Genomic DNA, 18,536 nt, shown 5'->3' on the forward strand with positions numbered 1-18,536 from the left:
CCGCGCAACACCTATCGCGGCGGCTCGATCGGCAGCGTGGGACCTCCGTACGGAGTCGGAATAGTGAAGCGCCCCTTGGGAGTCGGGTCCGCGACCCTTCCCAAGTCCGCACCCATCGGCGGGCTAGCCGTGTCGTCGTCCGCCGGCCGGGGAGCGTTCTTGGAACCACGAATCAGCACCGCGGGGTCGTCATCACGGCAGTAGCCGGCGTACAAGTACGGCTCCGGATAGTCGGCGGCCGACACCGCGGTGCGCGGATAGCCGTAGTCACAGGTGTACCGCGGATAGATGTCGGCGATGGCCCACACGCCGTGGTCGTAGAAGGTGTTGCCGACAGCCTCGATCACCGACCCGCGATAGGTCGGGAACAGCGCATTGAGCGCGGGTACCCGCACATAGGACAATTGCGCCACCGTGGTGAGGTTGCCCAGCAGCTGCGCCATGTTGTCGGAGTTATCGGCAATGACGGCATCGGTCGTGGCCAACGGTCCCGGCACGCGGTCGATCAGCGTCCGGAAGCCGCCGTCCATGCGTGCCACACCGTTCAGCGACCGATTGAGCGCCTGCGTCGTGGTGACAAGGCCCTTGTTCATCTCCGCGAACGACGACAAGGTCACGCGGCTCTTCTTCAGCACGCTCACCGTCTCCGGCAGCACCGAATCCAGGGTCGACAGCAGGAACACGCCGCCGTCAATGATGTCGGTCATCTTGCGCGGCGCCTCACGCGACAGATGAAGCTCCTTCTTGATGATCTCCAGTTTCTTTGTGTCCGCCTGCGCCAGCACACCATCGGCATCGGCAAGCAATCGAGACAACGAGACCGGCACCGTGGCCTCGCCGCGGGTGATCACGCTGCCGTTGGTCAGATACGGGCCGGCAGTGGTCACGGGGGCGAAGTCCACGTATTGCTCGCCTGCCGGGGAGAGCCCCGATACGCGTACCGGAGTTCCGACCGGAATCTTGACCCCGGATTCGATATTGATCAGCGCCACGGGTCCCCGCGGCGACGGCGTCACCGACTCCACGCGGCCAATGCGCAAGCCACGCAAGGCCACATCCTGATCGGGGATCAATCCACCTGATTCGGGAAGCTCGATCGAAACCTCATAGCTCGACCCGAATGCCCTGGCCCGCAAGGCACCCACGGCCAGGTAGGCGCACGCCACCAACAAGGTGGCCAACAGCGCCAACCCGGACAACCAGAAGCGGTTGCGGTGTCCCATTTTCACGGCGTTCACCACCGTGTTCGCCAGCGTGGTGATCATCGCGGCGGCTCCTGCGGCGCGGGGACGGCGCCCGGCACCGGTTCGATGACACCCGGCTCTGTCGGGCTGGGGCGCATCGGAATCGCCGGAGCGTCGGGCCCCTTGCCGACGACACGCTCCTGCAGGCGCCACAGCGTGTACTTGAACGAGCCGACGAGTTTGGCCCAGTCGTAGCGCTTCGGGCCGTGGAATCCCGGATCACCCTGATAACCGATATCCGGAATCGACCCGAGCGCGATCTTGTCGATCGATACCCTGGCCGCGAATGCCGAACCCGCCATGATCTTGATGATCGGCGGCATCAGCCGATTCAGCGCGGCCAGGCTGGTGTCGGGGCTGACCGCGATGTCATTGAACGAAGCCGACAGCGTGTTGAAGTCGGCGATGACACTGCGGCCACTGGTATCGGTACCCGCGATCGAGGGGAATTTGGCGAGCTGCTTGGTCACCAGGCCAACCTGGTCTGCCAGATCGGCGATGTGAGACGCGTTGGCGGACAGCGTGTCCGTGGCGGGTGCCGCGTCGACCAACAACTCCGAGAGCGTCTCATGCCGGGTGTTCATCTCGGCTGCGAGCTGCGCGGTGTCCCGCAACGCCGAATCCAGTTGACCGGAGCGCGCGTTCAGCGTGCCCAGCAGCCGGTTGGACTTGCCGATCAGATCGCCGAACGCTTGACCGTTGGTTCCCGTCGCGCGGCCGAGCCCGTTGACGGTGCCGGTGAGGTTACGCACGGCACCGCCGTTGACGATGATCGCCGCCGAACTCAGCACCGCCTCCACGGTGGCCGCCGCGGTGGTCGATTCGAGACCGAAGGTGTCTCCGTCCCGCAGCAACGGCGCACTCGGGTCCACCGGCCGTGGTGGCTTCAAGGCGACGAAGACGTCGCCCAGTGGCGTCGCGGTGCGCAGTTCCACGGTGGTGCCCTTGGGAATCTCCACGTCCGAGCGGATCCGCATGGTGACCACGGCGGTGTAATTGGAGGTGCTCATCGAGTCGACCTCGCCGACGTCGGCGCCACCCAGCTTCACCTTGGCGCGTGACGGCAAGTTCAAGATATTGGTGAACACCGCGGTCAAGCCATAGGAGCCGCCCGTCATGCCCGGTGCCGGCAGCGGCAGACTCGCAAGGCCGTTGGTGCCGCAACCACTGGTCAGCAGCACGCCCATGGCCACCACGGGTGCCGCGAGTCTATGTATGCCCATCACTTCTGCCCCATCGCCGCGAGACCATCCAACACGTAGGTCAATCCGAAATCAGGTCCGTAGTCCTGCAATGTTCCTGTACTGCATCCCAATTGACGCAGACCCATCAAGTTGCAGATCTCCTTGGCCGCCTGGGTGTCGAAGAGCAGTCTGTCGGCGGGCACGTGGGCACGCACCACATTGTTGACCGGGTCGATGATGTTGTAGACGTTGTCCGCCATCAGCGGCAGTAGATCGAAACCTTCGGACAACTCACGCCGGTTGTCGTATACCGCCTGAGCGATTTGGCTGGAGTTGCCCACCGATTGCTTGATGGCTTCGCGATTCTGCTCCAGCAGTGAACCCGCCTGCAGCAGAATATTATTCAGCTGCTTTCCGGTGGTACCCGATCCCAGCTGCTCCTGGTCGAGCACCTGCGACAGCTGCCGCACCGTGGACGAGAACTCACGAATGTTCTGGTCATTACGTGCCGTGGCCTCGAAAAGGGAGCTGAGGCGGGTGATGATCTTGGTCAACTGGTCACGTGTCATCGCACCGCCATCCGCGCTCAAACGCAACGCCTTGGACAACTCGTCCAGGGACGACCTCATTAACTCGCCGTTCCCGGACAGCGCATTCGCGCTGTTGTTCACGACATCTGCCAGCGGGCCGCCGCCCTTACCGTCGCCCTTCATGGCCTTGGAGAGCCTGTCGATCATGGCCAGTACCCGATCGAATTCCACCGGCGTCTTGGTGCGATCCAGGCCGATGATGTCGCCGTTCTTCAACGTCGGTCCGCCGCGATAGACCGGTGTCAATTCGATGTGCCGGTCGGTCAGGATCGACGAGGACACGGTGACTGCCTTGGCGTCGGCCGGCACCTTGACCTTGGAGTCCACCGTGAACTCCACCTCCATGTAGGTGCCGCGTGAGGTGATCTTGGTGACCTTGCCGATGGGCATCCCCAACACCGACACCTTGTTGTCCGGGTACAGACCCGAAACCGACTCGAACTGTGCGGTGATGGTGATCCTGCTGTTTCGCTCACGCAGATAGGTCCATCCGACGGCCGCGACCACCACCGCGGCCACCAATGCCAGTGCTCCCACGATCCAGATGACTCGTCGCGTCCCGGTGCTCAGCGGTGTGCTCATTGGCAGTCCTTGAAGTACGGGATCATGTTGAACTGCTTGGCTCTTCCGCTGATCGCGCACATCCACGAGTCCACGGCGAGACCACCAGGCGCGCTCAGCTCGAGTGCGTTGCCATACCCCGTCAGGTTGGTGAAGTTGCGAGCCGCGACCGCCGTGACCTGCAGCAGGCTGCGGAACAGGTCATCGTGACCGCCGATCAAATTGCTGAACGTCTTGACGTCGGCGATGAGTTTGTCGACGGCACCCCGGTCCTTGACCACAATCTTGTTCAGCACATTCACCAGCTCGGTCACCGCGCGCATCATCGAGTGGAAACTCGCCTGCCGAGACACGAATTCGCCAAGTAGATCGCGCCCCTGGACGATCAGCTTCCCAATGTCCCCTTGCTGGCGATACAGCGTGCCCGACACCAATTCGGTGCTGGCCAACAATGTTCCCAGCTGGTCGCGGCGGTGCGATATGACCGAAGACAGCGTCTGAATGTTCTCCATCGCCTGCGGTAGCACCGCGGGCAGCCCTTCCAGCTGCTTGCCCAGAATTGCCGTCGACTCCGCGATCTTGTCCGCATCCACCTGCTCGAACGTCGACGTGGCATCCTGCAGTGTCGCTTGCAGATCATAGGGAACCTCGGTGTGCGCCAGGTCTATTCGCCGGTTGGGCAAAACCCCGTCGCCGCCGTTGCGCAACTCCACATACTGGTTGCCCAGAATCGTGGTGATCTTGATCGACGCCCTCGCATCCTTGCGCAAGGTGATGTCGTCGCGCACTCGCATGCCGACCTCGATGCGGTCACCGACCAGCTCAACGCTGGTGACGTTGCCCACCGGCACCCCCGCGTACGACACATTGGCCCCCGGCTGCAATGACGCCGCCTGCAGGAACTCGCCGGTGTAGTGCTGGTATCCGATACCGACCGCCTTGAACAGCAGCATCGCCCCCACCAGCGACCCGATGACCGCCAGCGCTATCGCACCCAACCACGTCTTGTTATACGTCTCGACGGGGCGCTTTGAAATTCTCCGCCATAACGATTGCCACGCAGTGTTTTCAGCCATCTGCCAGGTTCCTGCATTTCGGGGTGTATTGGGCCTTGTTGCCGGGGGTCGCGGCATTGACGATGATCGGCACGACGTCATTGAGACCGGGGAAGAATCCGGTGATATTGAGATCGCAGACGTAGCCGTTGATGAAGGCGCCCTCTTGGGTGGTCCGCGCAACACCCTTGAGGAGCAGCGGCAGATTGTCACCCGCGAACGCGAGCTGCGGTTCCACGGTGTTGAGGTGGCTCACGAAACCTGGTTCCCGGTGCAATATCTCGTTCAGCTGCGGGTACACCGTGTCCGATATGTTGGACAGTCGGCGCACCGCAAACCCGGTCGAGCCGACCGAATCGACCAGAGCCGCACGCCGGCTATCCAGAACCGCCACCATCTCACGGGTATGCGTCAGCACGCTGTCGAGATTCTTGTTCTGCCCGGCAAGGGTTTTGGTCAGACCGTTGAGGTTGGTGATCACCTCGTCGAGCACCTTGTCGCGTCCGGCGAAGGTCTCGGTGAGCTGTGACGTCTGATCGACCAATCCGACTATGGAGCCGGTATCTCCCTGGAGAGATTTGACCACGCCGTCGGTGAGGTTATCGACCTGGCTGGGATCCAGCACGCTGAAGAGCGGCTCGAATCCGTGTAGCAGCATGCCGATATCGAATGAGGGCTCGGTCTGCTCCAGCGGAATCACGCTGCCCGGTTTGAGGCGCTCCGTGCTACCCGTCTTGCCCAAGGACAGCCCGAGATAGCGCTGGCCCACGATGTTTTGATATGTGATAGTCGCAATCGTGTTGCCGTACAACGGTTGATCTGTCTCCACCCGGAAGTCCACCCTGGCCAGGTCGCCGTCGATCGCCACCGACTCCACGCGACCCACCCGCACGCCCGCGATGCGCACATCGTCCCCGTCGCGCAACCCGGTGACATCGGTGAACATCGCGGCATAGTTGTTCGTCGAGCCCGCGACATCTCGCCGCAACGTCGCGTACACCAGCCAGGTCATCGCCAACGCGATCACCATGAACACCGACAACCCAACCAGTGGACCACGAAACTTCATCGCGCGCCTCCTGCGGAAGCCTGCTGTGCGACTACGGGTTTGGTACCGCGAGCGACGGGTCCCAGCAGTAACTGAGTGGACGAGTTCGCCTCGCCACCGGTGATCATGCCCAACTGGTCACGTTCGGTCTTGCTGCCCACCGGCCCCACCGCACCACCGAACGAGGCAGGTGCGGTACTGGGCAGCGGCATGCCGGGGCTGCCCGGCGGGGGTTCCAGGTCTCCGGGGTCCGCGCTGCCGGGCACCCGCGGCGAGGGGTTGGGCTGCCACCATGGCAACGGCGGATTCGGGTCCTGCAGGTTCGGATAGGGATTATGCAGTGGAGGACCGGTGACAATCAGGTTTCCGTCCGGCCCTACCTCGGTGCCCGGCGGTGGCGCCAGATCGGGCGGGGGCTTGAAATTCTGTGGGAGCAGGGTTTCCGGAAGATCGGGACGGACCACGAGCTCGGGGGCGGTAAAGCAGCTCGGTCCCTTCAGCTCCCCGTATCGTGGACAGTCAGCGCGGGTGTACATCGTCGACGGGGTGAACGACAGGATTCCCCGGATATTGACGACGTCCCTTTCCGAATCCCACACGTCGCTGAAAAACTTGTCGGAGAACACCTTCAGGCGCGTCGCCATGGGCAGGAAATGCACTGAGTTCTTGGCGAGCACACCAACGACCGGGGTCAGCTTGGTCGTGATGTCGATCATCCGGTCGGTCTGATTGTCCAGCGATTGCCGGATCGTGCCCGTCGTGTGCAGGCCGGCGTTGAGCAGGCTCTGCAATTGCTCGCGTTTTTCGGCCAAAGTCTGCATGGGCTTGATGGCCTGATGCAACGCGTCGACGAGTTCGGGCGCCGTGGTCTGCAGGCCCTTGGTCGCGTCGAGAAGCGCGGAGAGAGTCGACGGGCCAGTATCGGTGGCCACGATGTCGTTGAGCTGATCAATGATCCGAGTCAATTGCCCGGCGGCGTTGAGTAGCGTGGCACGCCGCCCCTCGGTGGCCGCGGCGATCACCGCGAAGATGCCCACCGAATCGTCATCGCGACCACGACCGTTGGCCAGCAGGATGTCGCGTAACTTGCTGATGGTCGTCTGGAACAGCACCGTGGGAAGTTCGGTCTCTTCGGGAATCACCGTCCCATCGGTGATCGCGGCGCCCGGTCCGTGATCGACCAGTTCCACCGACGAGACCGCGAAAACGTTACTGGGCACCACCCTGGCCGTGACTGAACGTGGAATCGTATGTGCCAGATTTTGTTTCAGATCGATATGCACGACATTGGGTTTGCCGCGCTGTGAAGGCGTGAGGTCGTTCACCGAGCCGACCAACACACCCTGGTATTTGACGTCGGACTTGGCGGGCAGTCCGTCACCGACGTTGGTCAGTTCGGCGACCACGCGTACGTAGTCGTTGAATCGCCCCGTCGATTTGACGATCAGCGCAGTGCCGACCAGAGCAGCCACCACGGCCAGCGCCAGACCACACAGGAGTAACTGCCGGTCCGATGGCCCCCGGCCGTCGGTCTCAAACGAGTTCGGCACGCCGACCTCCTCCGACACCACTCATCCGCGTGTCGGTGCAGCGCCACACCGCGATCCGATGCACCACCTGGTCCCTTTCCTCAGCAAACACGACCCGCGTTAGCCGCGGGATCGGTCATGCATCCCCTCCGATGTGACGCCGATTACAGGAATGTACAGGACGTACAGTTCTATGTATTACGCTTTACCAAACTTTTCTGAATCCAGATTCATATTTGCTACTGCGGCTGCAGTGCTGGTCACGCCGACGAGCCGTACCGCTGCCGGAGCTCGGTCTTGAGGACCTTGCCCGACGGATTACGCGGCAGCGCATCCACGACCACGAGGTCCTTGGGATGCTTGTACCGCGCCAGCCTTTCGGTGAGGAAGTCGTCGAGTTCACCGATCGTCAGTGCGTCGCCATGGATTGCCGCGACCGCAACCGGCACCTCCCCCCACTTCTCGTGCGGCCTGCCGATCACCGCCACCTCGGTGATCAACTCATGCTCGGCGAGCACGTTCTCCACCTCCGCGCAGTAGATGTTCTCCCCGCCGGAAATGATCATGTCCTTCTTTCGATCCACCACCCACACGAAACCGTCTGCGTCCTGGCGCACTAGATCGCCCGAATGGAACCAGCCGCCCGCGAACGCCTCGGCCGTAGCCTCCGGGTTGTTCCAATACCCCCGCATCAGGGTCGGCGCGCGGTACACGATCTCGCCGACTTCGCCCACGGGCACATCGTTCATGTTGTCGTCGACGACACGTGCCGAGACCGTTGGAATCACCCGGCCGACCGAGCCCATCTTCCGGATTGCGTCCTCTCCCATGAGCATGCACGTCACCGGTGACATCTCGGTCTGCCCGAAAGCGGCAAGAATCCTGGCCTCGGGGAACGTCTCGGACATGGTCCGCAGCAACACGTCGCTGGCCGGCGCCGCACCCCAGGAAAGGGTCTTGAGCTTGATCTCGCGCGGATTTGCTCGCTGGGCTCCGCAGACCGCCTGCCACTGCGCCGGAACCAAGAAGATTCCGGTGACACCTTCGGCCTCCAGGACATCCAACAGGGCTCCGGGATCAAATGCGCCCAGCGGGTGGATCACGGTGGGCAACCCCAGCAGCAACCCCGTAATCATGTTGCCCACACCGGCGATGTGGAACATGGGAACCCCGATGAACCCGACATCCGAGCTCAGGTCGACGGTGGTGCTCAACAGATAGGTCATCGCCTGACCAGACAGATTGAGATGCGTCAGCACCGCGCCCTTCGGGCGTCCGGTCGTGCCCGAGGTGTACATGATCAGGGCGGGGGTATCGCCCGGCAGATCCACCTCGGCGTGTGCTTCCCCCTCTTCAGCGATCACTTCTTCGTAGCCGAGCGCGCCGTCCCCGGATTCCGAGCCGGCCACGATGACCGTCTCCAACGCGGGTACCTGCTGGCGCACGGCGGCGGCCACCGGCGCCAGCACTGTCTCGGTAATGGCGACCTTGGCCCCGCTGTTCTCCACCAGGAACGCGACTTCGGGCGGTGTCATACGGAAGTTCACCGGGATCGCGATGGCGCCGAGTTCATTGATGGCGAGCCAAGATTCGACGTACTCGGGACGGTTGAGCATGAGAATGAGAACCCGGTCCCCGAACCCGACACCGCGCCGGGACAACGCATCGGCGAGGGATTGCACTCGCTGATTCAGCTCCCCCCACGAGATGCTGCGCCCCAGATATCGGATGGCGGTGGCGTTGGGTTGCATGAGCGCGTGGCGGGACAGCTGGTTACACCAGTTCTGCCGCCGCGCCCGGTACGGCTGCTCAAGGCCGGCGGACTGGATGCTCGCATCGATCGTGTCGGTCACGGACTCTCCTACTGACTGAAGTTGGGACGTCGGCCCTCGAGGAAGGCGGCGAAGCCTTCCTGGGCATCGGGCGAGGTCAACAGCTCGATCTGGCCCTCACGTTCACGGCCGATGGCTTCGTCGAACAGCTTGAGCGAGACCGCGTTCATGGCCTCCTTGGTCAACTGCATCGCGCGGCGGGAGCCATGCGCAAGCCTGCGCGCCGACTTGTCGACCCGCTCACGCAACCGATCTCCCGGCACCACCTCATTTACCAGTCCGGACGCGAAAGCATCTGCGGCACTGAGCGGTTGAGCCAGCAGCGCCATCGCGTTGGCCTTCACCCGGCCGATCGACGCCGAGACCAATGCACTCGATCCGCCGTCGGGCATCAGGCCGATGTTCGCGAATGCCAACAGAAAGAAGGCCGTGTCGGCGGCGTAGATCAGATCACAGGCCAGACCCACCGAGGCGCCGATCCCGGCCGCCGCGCCCGTGACTTCGGCAATCGTGGGCACCGGACAGTTCAGCACGGCCCGCACCAAGCGCTCGGCGTTGTCCATGGTCAATTCCGCGGCCTGCTGCGGAGTCAGATCGCCGGTGCCCGCCGCCAGCTCGGCGACATCCGCGCCCGCGGTGAACGCACTCCCGGGCGCCCCACCACTGATGACAACAACGCGCACGTCCTGGCGGCCGGAGACCGACTCGAGGGCCGCGATCAGTCCGGCAGTGGCTGGCGCGTTGAGCGCATTCATCCGGTCCGGCCTGGTGAACGTGATCCGCATGATGCCGCCGTCGACGGTCACATCGGGTGCACCGACAGGTTCATCGGGACTCAACTCGCTGCCTCCTGGTTTGTCGCTTCGTCGCGCCGCGTCAAATATATTTGATATGACTTTAGATGCAAGAGCGTCACCACACAGGGAAATGGCAGGCAGATCGGATGAGCACTCCCCGGGCCCAGGCTCGTGAAATCCGTAGGCCCCAGCTATCCGAGGAGGTTGCTGGCCGGCTCCGCGCAGCGATCATGACCGGTGAGCTGCGGCCCGGTGAATACATCCGGATGGACGAGACGGCGGCTCAGCTCGGTGTCAGCGTCACCCCGGTGCGCGAGGCGCTCTTGACGCTGCGCGGCGAGGGCATGGTGAATGCGGTTCCGCACCGTGGCTACGCGGTGGCCCCGCTCAGCCGTCGAGATGTCGAGGACATCTTCGCGCTGCAGTCGCATTTGGCCGTCGAGCTGGCCAAGGCTGCCGCGGCCCGCATCACTCCCGAGCAGGCCAATGCCCTGGCCGAACAGAACGACGCACTTCGGAATGCCACCTCACCAGAAGAAATAGCGTCCGCGGAGTTCGAGTTCCACCGTCTTCTCAACTATGTGGCCGATCGGCCCAAGTTGGCCTGGTTTCTGTTGCAGGCGGTGCGGTACACGCCGCATCAGCTGTTTGCCGCGGATCCGACCTGGATCGGACCCGCGACGGAAGCACACGACAAACTCATCGCAGCGCTACGTGCGGGTGACATCGCCGAGGTGATCACCCACACCGAAGTGCAGTTCATCGACGGCGCACGCCGACTCATCGAATACCTGGACAGCTCCGGGATGTGGTCCGGAGAGTAGGAGCGAACCGGCCGGGCGCTAGGCCTGCGCGGGTGGTTGCTGCACCGGCGAAGGCTGCAGCTGGCCGGAAGCGATCGCTTCGGCGCGGCCCTTGAGTCCCTCGGCCAGGTGCTCGAGCACCTGGTTGGCAAGCTTCTTCACCATCGGCTTGGGGATCGGGAGCTTGGTTTCGACGTCCATGTCCACGGTGAGCAGGCAGGTCTGCCCCATCGGGACGATCGAGAAGGTCTGTTCCTGCTTCTCGAAGATGTCGCTCTCCAGCAGACGCGTGGCCACCTGAGCGGCATTGAGGTAGGCGATCTCAGCGACATTCGTCGACGACATACCGGAGGTCTCCACCTTCAGCCGCACGATGTGTGGGCGGCCGTCCGGGAGTCGCTGCAGAATGTCGACGCTGGCGATCTCCTTGTTCCATTCGGGGTACGCCTCGTAGTTGGTGACGATGGAGACGATCACCTGCGGTGGCGCGGCCACCTCGACGGTCTGACTGACGACTGGCATTGGTTCACTCTACCTTTGAAGTTGGCGGGCCCAGGAACTCACGCACGCGCTCGTACACCACGTCCGGGCATTCCAGATGCACGAAATGTCCACCGCCATTGATGATTTCAACACTGCGATCGGGCAGATCCGGGCGCGCAGAATCTACCAGCCGATACGTCATGCATCCATCCCGACGGCCATGTAGATACAAGACCGGCGTACGCGCTCCGTCCAACAGCGAACGCTGGGTCTGCCAGTACTTTCGCGACGGCAGCAAGGCACGCCGAATGTTTGCCCGGTAGTAGCCGATGACGGCCCGGCGATTCCCCTTCTGGAGCATCGCCTCATCGGTGTACAGCAGGTCCGCACGTGCGTCGTATCCGGGCGACCACCGCCGCCAGTACATACGAAGAAGCCAAGGCAACAGCAGTTCCGGCAGCACCGGTATCTGGTGGAACAACGTGTACCAGCTCATGAGTAGCTGCCGCCCGAGCACTCCAGGCCAGCCCGCGGGTCCGATCGCCGCGAGATTCGAGCCGAGAACCTCGAAAGGCGGCACCGCCATGGTGACGATGCGCGCGAAGGGAGACTGACCGCTACGGGCAAGCGCATTGCCGACCAGGGCTCCCCAGTCATGGCCAATGTAGATCGCGCGCTCGTCGCCACCCAGCAACGTATGAATGTCGAGGACGTCCCGCATCAATGCGCCCAGTCCGTACTCGGCGTCGGACGGTATTTCGCTGGGTGAGTAGCCGCGGGTGAACGGGGCCACGACGCGCCAACCATCGGCGGCCAGCCGGGGCCCCAACAGCCGCCACGTGTGAGCGGAGTCGGGGAAGCCGTGGCCGCAGATCACCAGCGGACCGTCCTGCGGCCCCCAGGACAGCGCCTGCAGTCTGACGTTGGGCAAGTCCAGCGTCAGGATGGAGTCAGCGGCCACTACAGATCCATCGCTACGGCGCACCGTCAGCGGCCGTCGCCGACGCGACGCCCAACGGATCATTGATCCGGGTTGCCTCGTCCCTGATCAGCCCGCGCAGCAACGTGGTGCTGAACTCCACGGCGATCTCCTGAGCGCTACGGCGGCCACTCGGGTTGAGCCAGCGGTACGAACCCAGCACCATGCCGATGTAGCCGAGCGCCATCACGTGCGAATCGCATTCGACGAACTCACCGCTGGATATACCCCGCTCGATGATGTTCTGAACGCGCTCCTGCACCATGTCCTCGCGCTTGCGGATCTCGGCCACCTGCTCGGGTGAGAGCCACTCGGAAAGGAACGGGTTCTCCTGGAAGTAGACGGCTCCCTGCTCCCGGTTCGAGAAGATGAGGGCCAGCATCCGGCTCGTGCATTGATACAACGCTTCACGCGCTGACCATCGCGGATCGTCCTGCAGGCAGGCCAGAGTCTCTTCGGCCGCCTTGAAGTAGATCTCGTACAGGATGAGCGCCTTGGACGCGAAGTAGTGGTACACCGTCGCCTTGTTCAGGCCGGCGACATCGGCGATGTCATCCATACGGGTGCCGTGATATCCACGAGCCGCGAACAACTTGGATGCCACCGCCACCAGTTCCTCGCGGCGACCGGCACGGCGCTGCGAAGAGCCGCCTGTTTTAGTGTCGGTCACCGGTTGCATGGTGCCTCACTATATGCGTAGGGGTTCTGTTCGCGGACGGAATCCCGATCAACTGGTTGGGTTACCCGGCCGGGAGGTTCGCCAGCTTGAGCGGGTTTTGCACGTTAAGCTGCCGAAGTCCGCCGCCACCTCCTAGACCTGTAGGTAACCATATGATCGGTGGCCTCAAGGCCATGGTGTCCCGCGATCCGGCAGAGCCGCACCGCGCGTCCACCCCACTCGAACTGCTCTTCGACCTCGTCTTCGTGGTGGCGGTATCCCGTGCGTCCGGGAGCCTGCACCACTTCTGGGCGGAGGGTCACTTCGCCCAGGGGCTCGTCGGATACGCGATGGGATTCTTCGCCATCTGGTGGGCGTGGATGAACTTCACCTGGTTCGCCAGCGCCTTCGACACCGACGACTGGCTGTACCGACTGACGACCTTGGTCCAGATGGCCGGCGCACTGACCATCGCCGCCGGCGTCGAGCGGGCGATGACACAAGCCGACTTCGGGATCGTCATCGCGGGTTACGTGCTGATGCGCATCGCCGCGGGAAGCCAGTGGGTCCGTGCCGCGGTCAGCGACCCGGCCATGCGCGCCACCTGCCTGCGCTATGTCACGGGAATCGTGATCGTGCAGGCGGCGTGGGTGTGGTGGGGCATCTTCGCACCTGAGAATCTGCGCTTCGGACTGTTCATCGTGATCATGCTCGCCGACATATCGGTGCCCTTGTTCGCCGAGCGTGTCGCCCCGACCACCTGGCACCCCGTGCACATCGCCGAGCGCTACGGGCTGTTCACGCTGATCGTGCTCGGCGAATCCATTCTGGCATCGGCGAATTCGATCATCGGCGGCGTCGAGGAGGCCGACCACTCCGGCACCATGATCGGCATCGCGGTAGCCGCCCTGATCATCGTGGCCTCGGTCTGGTGGATCTACTTCGACGAAGAACAAGAGTGCAAAGATGTCTCGCTACGCGCGACCGTGCTGTGGGGCTACAGCCACTACTTCATCTTCGCGTCCGTCGCCGCGCTGTCGGCCGGCTTCGAGATCACCGTCGACGAGGGCCTGGGCAAGAGCCATCTGAGTCCCGGAATCGCCGCGCTCACCATCACCGTGCCGTTCGCCATCTACCTCGCGCTGGCCTGGCTGGTGCTGCTGATGCAACGCCGGGATGTCATCTTGAACATCGGGCTACCCGCGATTTCCCTTGCCGCATTGGCAATTTCTTCCCTGCCGCACGCACTGTATTGGCTCGCGGGGCTGGCGGCACTGGCCGCCGGATTGGTGACGTGGCGCCGCGTCGAGGACACCGAGTCCTAGCGCCCGGAGATCGGGCACACCCGTTCCAGCGCGGCCATGGTGTTGACGGCGCGGGACATCTCGTCACCGGGTGGCTCCAGCACACCGTCCACGGAGGTCGCGGCGGCCATCACGTTGGCATAGCGCTCCGCGGCGGCCCCGGCCTCCAGCGCGCGGTCACGCACCGTCGGGTCCGAGGTGTCGCCCGCCGCGGTCCGAAGCAGCACGGCTATCGCCCGATTGCGTGCGACAGCGGTCTGCCGCACGGCTACCCCATTTTCCTGTGACAGCTGCCGAATCTGCACGCGCGCCCGATCCACCGAGGCACAGTCATGCGGCTCGGCGGTGGCCACCGGGGCCAGCAGCGCCGCCCCCGCGACAAAACCGCCCAGCAGCCCACGCATAAGCCCCTTCATACGCCGAGTGGGAACCTCACGCGGATTTCCGGCCGGATTTCCGCGTGAGATTCCCACTCGATGGCGATGAGGTTGGGCTACAGCGCCTTGAGTTCCTCGATGACCGCGGACACCGACTTCTTGGCATCCCCGAAGAGCATCGAGGTCTGCGGCTGGAAGAACAGCGGATTCTCGATACCGGCGTAGCCCGAGCTCATCGAACGCTTCAGCACGATCACCGAGCGGGACTCATCCACGTTCAAGATCGGCATGCCGTGAATCGGGCTGGACGGATCGTTGCGCGCCGCCGGGTTGGTGACGTCGTTGGCGCCGATCACGATGGTGACATCGGTGCGGTTGAACTCGCCGTTGATGTCGTCCATTTCCTTCATGGCGTCGTACTCGACATCAGCCTCGGCCAGCAGCACGTTCATGTGTCCGGGCATCCGGCCCGCGACCGGATGAATGGCGTACTTGACCTCAACACCCTTGCTCTCCAGCAGATCCGCCATCTCCTTGACGGTGTGCTGGGCCTGCGCGACGGCCAGGCCGTAGCCGGGCACCACGATCACCTGGTTGGCGTAGGCCATCTGGATCGCGGCATCGGAAGCCGAGGTGGCCTTGACGGTGCCCTGCTCGGCCGAACCGCCCGCAGCGGCGGTGTCACCGCCGCCGAACGAACCGAACACGATGGCCGGAATCGAGCGGTTCATCGCCACGGCCATCAGGTTGGTCAGGATCGAACCGGAGGCGCCGACGATCATGCCGGCGACGATCATGGCGGTGTTGTTCAGCGCCAAACCTGCTGCGGCAGCTGACAAACCGGTCATCGCGTTGAGCAGCGAGATGACCACCGGCATATCGGCGCCACCGATCGGGAACACCACGAACAGACCCATCACGCCGGCGAACGCCAGCACCGCGACGATCCACCACACCGGCAGGCCCGGGTGCAACCCGATGTACACAGCGGCACCGACGGCGGCCAGCAGCAGCACGATGTTGGAGGCCTGGAAAATCTTGGCCGACGCGACAAGCCGCTTCTCGACGTTCTTCGGGATGGACTCCTGCAGTTTGGCGAAGGCCACCAGCGAGCCCCAGAAGGAGACCGAGCCGATGATCGCGGCGAACAGCGATCCCACCACCAACGCGACGGTCGGCGACTGGTCCGGCTTGAACTCCGAGAAACCCTTGGTCTCAATGAATTCTGACCAGGCGATAAGTGCCACGGTGCCACCGCCGACGCCGTTGAACAGCGCCACCAACTGCGGCATCGCGGTCATCTTGGTCTTCAGCGCGGGCGGGATGCCCAGCACGACACCGATGCCCAGACCCGCACCGATCAGAACCCAGTCCAGCGTGGTGGCGGTCTCGCTGACCTTGATCAGCGTGGCCAGCACCGCGATGCCCATACCGACGGCGGCAATCCAGTTGCCACGTACCGCGGTCTTGGGTCCGGTCAGTCCGGACAAGCCGTAGATGAAAAGGGCGAATGCGGCGATATAGAGAACATCGACGATGTAGTTGAGGCTTTCGGTGCTCACTTGGCCGCCTCCTTCTGCTCAGGCTTCTTCGACTTGAACATGCCCAGCATGCGGTCGGTGACCAAGAAGCCACCGATCACGTTGAGGGTTCCGAAGATCAGCGCGACAAACGCGATGATCCGGGTGCCCCAGCTGGCGTCGGCGGGCAGGTTGCCCAGCACGATCAGCGCGCCGAGCACCACGATGCCGTGGATGGCGTTGGTGCCCGACATCAGCGGTGTGTGCAAGGTGTTGGGCACCTTGGAGATAACGGCGAATCCGACGAACCCGGCGAGCACCAGGATCGCGATGTTGGCCAATAACTGTCCGTACATGTCTAGGAGACCTCCCGGGTGACGCAGGAGCCCGCGACGATCTCGTCATCGAAGTCCGGCGCCAGGGCGCCATCCTTGATGAGGAGTTCGAGAACGGACGTGATGTTCTTGGCGTACAACTCGCTGGCGTGCTCGGGCATGGTGGCCGGCAGGTTCAAGGGCGAGGCGATGGTGACGCCGTGCTTGACGACGGTCTGCCCTGGCTCGGTGAGCTCACAGTTGCCGCCGGTCTCACCGGCGAGGTCGACAACCACCGAACCCGGCTTCATGCCCTGCACGGCGGCGGCGGTCACCAGACGCGGCGCCGGACGTCCCGGAACCAGCGCGGTGGTGATGACGACATCGAATCCCTTGATGGCGTCTTCGAGGGCCTGCTGCTGCTTCTGGCGCTCCTCGTCGGTGAGCTCGCGGGCGTAGCCGCCCTCACCTGCGGCGTCGATACCCAGATCGAGCCACTGGGCACCCACCGAGCGCACCTGATCGGCGACCTCCGGGCGCACGTCGTAGCCGGTGGTGCGAGCACCCAGGCGCTTGGCCGTGGCCAGCGCCTGCAGACCCGCGACGCCGACACCCAGAACCAGCACCAGCGCCGGCTTCACGGTCCCGGCGGCGGTGGTGAGCATCGGGAAGAAGCGAGTGGATTCGGAGGCCGCCACAAGCACGGACTTGTATCCGGCCACGTTGGCCTGCGAGGACAGCGCGTCCATCACCTGCGCGCGCGAGATGCGCGGAATGGCTTCCACCGCAAAGGCTTGCACACCGGCGCTCTTGAGCGCGCCAATGCTGTTGTCGGCATTGCGCGGCGCCAGGAAGCCGATGAGGGTCTGCCCTTGACGTAGGCGAGCGACCTCGGCGGCCGTGGGCGGCGCGACCTTCACCACGACGTCCGCGGACCAGGCGTCGCCCACCTTCGCACCCGCTTCGGTGTACAGCTCGTCAGGCAGCAGCGCACGCTCTCCCGCGCCACTTTCTATGACGATGTTCACACCCTTGCCAATCAGGCCGGCGATCGCCTTCGGGACCAGCGCGACGCGGCGCTCGTCCTCACCTGACTCTCGGACAACTCCGATAGTGACTGGTTGATCGGTCATCTACTCGCCCTTCACCCTGTGGTGCAGCATGCCGACGGATACTAAGGAAAGGCATGCTTGTTAACAAGTCTTCCGTTTTTGTAAATGCTGCAAAGGTCGTTAACCAGGGCAATGACCGTGATCTGACACGCGTTCCGACTCTCGCGGCGGCCCCGGCGGAGTGCCATCACCGAACGGGCGACCACCCAACTCCTCGCGTCCGTGCGGGGTGCTCCAACCACTCAAATCCGGCCCCTTGGGGACCACTCGGGTGGGATTGATATCGGCGTGCACTACGTAGTAGTGCTCCTTGATCTGCCCGAAATCGACAGTATCGCCGAAGCCCGGCGTCTGGTACAGATCGCGCGCGTACGCCCACAGCACCGGCATCTCGCTCAGCTTCTCCCGATTGCACTTGAAATGCCCGTGATAGACCGGATCGAAGCGAGCCAGCGTGGTGAACAATCGCACATCGGCCTCGGTGATGGTGTCACCCACCAGATAGCGTTGTCCGGCAAGCCTTTCCGACAACCAATCCAGCGCGGTGAACAGCCGGTCGTAGGCGGCGTCGTACGCGTCCTGATCACCCGCGAAACCGCAGCGATAGACGCCGTTGTTCACCTCGGTGTAGACGCGACGGTTCACCTCGTCGATCTCCGGCCGCAAGTCCACGGGATACAGCTGCGGCGCGCCCGGACGGTGATACGCGGCCCATTCCGTGGAGAAATCCAGCGTCATCTGCGCATAGTCGTTGGTGACAACTTCACCCGTGGCTTCTTCGACTATCGCGGGCACGGTGATGCCACGCGGATAGTCCGGGTACCGCTTGAGGTAGGCGTCGCGCAGGAAGTGAATACCCAGCACGGGATCGACGCCGCCCGGGTCAAGATCGAAGGTCCAGCTGCGCTTGTCATGAGTTGGCCCGCAAAGACCAAGCGACAGAGCATCTTCCAAACCGAGAAGCCTGCGGACAATGAGCGTCCGGTTGGCCCAGGGACAGGCACGTGCCGCAACAAGTCGGTATCTGCCGGGCTCGACGGGATAGCCATCGCTCCCGTCAGCGGTGATCCGCGTATTTATGTAGTTGGTATCCCGCTTGAACTCACCGGGCTCGACGTACTTGGTGTTCTCCGGGTTCTGGCTCAC

Annotated in this window: 18 protein-coding genes; 2 read left to right on the forward strand and 16 right to left on the reverse strand. The window is 63.6% G+C overall.

Annotated features, from left to right (window positions below):
- Positions 1-11: 11 nt before the first annotated feature.
- The 8 genes from ABG82_RS25645 to ABG82_RS25680 form a co-directional block, all read right to left on the reverse strand.
- Positions 12-1,265, reverse strand: coding sequence for an MlaD family protein (locus ABG82_RS25645; RefSeq protein WP_043076204.1), 1,254 nt, complete (start codon positions 1,263-1,265; stop codon positions 12-14).
- Positions 1,262-2,467, reverse strand: coding sequence for an MlaD family protein (locus ABG82_RS25650; protein WP_043076203.1), 1,206 nt, complete (start codon positions 2,465-2,467; stop codon positions 1,262-1,264). Before ABG82_RS25650 ends, ABG82_RS25645 begins: the two co-directional genes overlap by 4 nt.
- Positions 2,467-3,600 carry an MCE family protein gene (locus ABG82_RS25655; protein ID WP_043076202.1) on the reverse strand — a complete coding sequence of 378 codons (1,134 nt, stop codon included), beginning with the start codon at positions 3,598-3,600 and terminating at the stop codon, positions 2,467-2,469. The genes ABG82_RS25650 and ABG82_RS25655 overlap by 1 nt, the downstream gene beginning before the upstream one ends.
- On the reverse strand, positions 3,597-4,655 hold the full coding sequence (locus ABG82_RS25660) for an MlaD family protein (protein ID WP_043076201.1): 1,059 nt from the start codon (positions 4,653-4,655) through the stop codon (positions 3,597-3,599). The genes ABG82_RS25655 and ABG82_RS25660 overlap by 4 nt, the downstream gene beginning before the upstream one ends.
- A complete protein-coding gene (locus ABG82_RS25665) occupies positions 4,648-5,703 on the reverse strand; it encodes an MCE family protein (RefSeq protein WP_043076200.1) in 1,056 nt (351 codons plus the stop codon). Before ABG82_RS25665 ends, ABG82_RS25660 begins: the two co-directional genes overlap by 8 nt.
- Positions 5,700-7,232, reverse strand: coding sequence for an MlaD family protein (locus ABG82_RS25670; protein WP_043076383.1), 1,533 nt, complete (start codon positions 7,230-7,232; stop codon positions 5,700-5,702). Before ABG82_RS25670 ends, ABG82_RS25665 begins: the two co-directional genes overlap by 4 nt.
- 239 nt (positions 7,233-7,471) lie before the next feature.
- A complete protein-coding gene (fadD5, locus tag ABG82_RS25675) occupies positions 7,472-9,064 on the reverse strand; it encodes a fatty-acid--CoA ligase FadD5 (RefSeq protein ID WP_043076199.1) in 1,593 nt (530 codons plus the stop codon).
- An 8-nt stretch (positions 9,065-9,072) separates the two neighbouring features.
- Complete coding sequence (locus ABG82_RS25680; RefSeq protein ID WP_043076198.1) at positions 9,073-9,882, reverse strand: enoyl-CoA hydratase; 810 nt, start codon at positions 9,880-9,882, stop codon at positions 9,073-9,075.
- Positions 9,883-9,986: 104 nt separating this feature from the next.
- On the opposite strand from ABG82_RS25680, the gene ABG82_RS25685 reads away from it, so the two are divergent.
- Positions 9,987-10,664: a GntR family transcriptional regulator gene (locus tag ABG82_RS25685; RefSeq protein ID WP_043076197.1), complete on the forward strand. Its 678-nt coding sequence runs from the start codon at positions 9,987-9,989 to the stop codon at positions 10,662-10,664.
- A gap of 18 nt (positions 10,665-10,682) precedes the next feature.
- Here ABG82_RS25685 and ABG82_RS25690 read toward each other — a convergent pair whose 3' ends face one another.
- The 3 genes from ABG82_RS25690 to ABG82_RS25700 are packed head-to-tail and all read right to left on the reverse strand — an operon-like array spanning position 10,683 to position 12,775.
- The gene (locus ABG82_RS25690; protein ID WP_043076196.1) at positions 10,683-11,165 is read right to left on the reverse strand and encodes an SRPBCC family protein; all 483 of its coding nucleotides are present in this window, start codon (positions 11,163-11,165) and stop codon (positions 10,683-10,685) included.
- Between the two features lie 4 nt (positions 11,166-11,169).
- Positions 11,170-12,087 carry an alpha/beta fold hydrolase gene (locus ABG82_RS25695; RefSeq protein WP_043076195.1) on the reverse strand — a complete coding sequence of 306 codons (918 nt, stop codon included), beginning with the start codon at positions 12,085-12,087 and terminating at the stop codon, positions 11,170-11,172.
- A gap of 13 nt (positions 12,088-12,100) precedes the next feature.
- Positions 12,101-12,775, reverse strand: a complete 675-nt coding sequence (locus ABG82_RS25700; protein WP_407661845.1) for a TetR/AcrR family transcriptional regulator — start codon at positions 12,773-12,775, stop codon at positions 12,101-12,103.
- A 161-nt stretch (positions 12,776-12,936) separates the two neighbouring features.
- Here ABG82_RS25700 and ABG82_RS25705 point away from each other — a divergent pair, with 161 nt between their 5' ends.
- Positions 12,937-14,088: a low temperature requirement protein A gene (locus ABG82_RS25705; protein WP_043076193.1), complete on the forward strand. Its 1,152-nt coding sequence runs from the start codon at positions 12,937-12,939 to the stop codon at positions 14,086-14,088.
- Here the strand turns inward: ABG82_RS25705 and ABG82_RS25710 are convergent.
- From ABG82_RS25710 to ABG82_RS25730, 5 genes are all read right to left on the reverse strand, one after another.
- Positions 14,085-14,471 carry a hypothetical protein gene (locus ABG82_RS25710; protein WP_043076192.1) on the reverse strand — a complete coding sequence of 129 codons (387 nt, stop codon included), beginning with the start codon at positions 14,469-14,471 and terminating at the stop codon, positions 14,085-14,087. The two genes, ABG82_RS25705 and ABG82_RS25710, sit on opposite strands and share 4 nt — an antisense overlap.
- Positions 14,472-14,560: 89 nt before the next feature.
- Complete coding sequence (locus tag ABG82_RS25715) at positions 14,561-16,006, reverse strand: NAD(P)(+) transhydrogenase (Re/Si-specific) subunit beta (protein ID WP_043076191.1); 1,446 nt, start codon at positions 16,004-16,006, stop codon at positions 14,561-14,563.
- Positions 16,003-16,320 carry an NAD(P) transhydrogenase subunit alpha gene (locus tag ABG82_RS25720; protein WP_030097415.1) on the reverse strand — a complete coding sequence of 106 codons (318 nt, stop codon included), beginning with the start codon at positions 16,318-16,320 and terminating at the stop codon, positions 16,003-16,005. The genes ABG82_RS25715 and ABG82_RS25720 overlap by 4 nt, the downstream gene beginning before the upstream one ends.
- A gap of 2 nt (positions 16,321-16,322) precedes the next feature.
- Positions 16,323-17,411 carry a Re/Si-specific NAD(P)(+) transhydrogenase subunit alpha gene (locus ABG82_RS25725; protein ID WP_043076190.1) on the reverse strand — a complete coding sequence of 363 codons (1,089 nt, stop codon included), beginning with the start codon at positions 17,409-17,411 and terminating at the stop codon, positions 16,323-16,325.
- A 99-nt stretch (positions 17,412-17,510) separates the two neighbouring features.
- Complete coding sequence (locus ABG82_RS25730; protein WP_043076189.1) at positions 17,511-18,536, reverse strand: glutathione S-transferase family protein; 1,026 nt, start codon at positions 18,534-18,536, stop codon at positions 17,511-17,513.

The sequence above is a fragment of the Mycobacteroides immunogenum genome (assembly GCF_001605725.1).
Taxonomy (GTDB): Bacteria; Actinomycetota; Actinomycetes; order Mycobacteriales; family Mycobacteriaceae; genus Mycobacterium; species Mycobacterium immunogenum.

Bases quoted from the DNA above. Each gene is read 5' to 3' on its own strand.
- ABG82_RS25725 (WP_043076190.1), bottom strand. From the start codon at position 17,411: ATGACCGATCAACCAGTCACTATCGGAGTTGTCCGAGAGTCAGGTGAG.
- ABG82_RS25720 (WP_030097415.1), bottom strand. From the start codon at position 16,320: ATGTACGGACAGTTATTGGCCAACATCGCGATCCTGGTGCTCGCCGGG.
- ABG82_RS25710 (WP_043076192.1), bottom strand. From the start codon at position 14,471: ATGCGTGGGCTGCTGGGCGGTTTTGTCGCGGGGGCGGCGCTGCTGGCC.
- ABG82_RS25645 (WP_043076204.1), bottom strand. From the start codon at position 1,265: ATGATCACCACGCTGGCGAACACGGTGGTGAACGCCGTGAAAATGGGA.
- ABG82_RS25685 (WP_043076197.1), top strand. From the start codon at position 9,987: ATGAGCACTCCCCGGGCCCAGGCTCGTGAAATCCGTAGGCCCCAGCTA.
- ABG82_RS25650 (WP_043076203.1), bottom strand. From the start codon at position 2,467: ATGGGCATACATAGACTCGCGGCACCCGTGGTGGCCATGGGCGTGCTG.
- ABG82_RS25655 (WP_043076202.1), bottom strand. From the start codon at position 3,600: ATGAGCACACCGCTGAGCACCGGGACGCGACGAGTCATCTGGATCGTG.
- ABG82_RS25690 (WP_043076196.1), bottom strand. From the start codon at position 11,165: ATGCCAGTCGTCAGTCAGACCGTCGAGGTGGCCGCGCCACCGCAGGTG.
- ABG82_RS25660 (WP_043076201.1), bottom strand. From the start codon at position 4,655: ATGGCTGAAAACACTGCGTGGCAATCGTTATGGCGGAGAATTTCAAAG.
- ABG82_RS25705 (WP_043076193.1), top strand. From the start codon at position 12,937: ATGATCGGTGGCCTCAAGGCCATGGTGTCCCGCGATCCGGCAGAGCCG.
- ABG82_RS25665 (WP_043076200.1), bottom strand. From the start codon at position 5,703: ATGAAGTTTCGTGGTCCACTGGTTGGGTTGTCGGTGTTCATGGTGATC.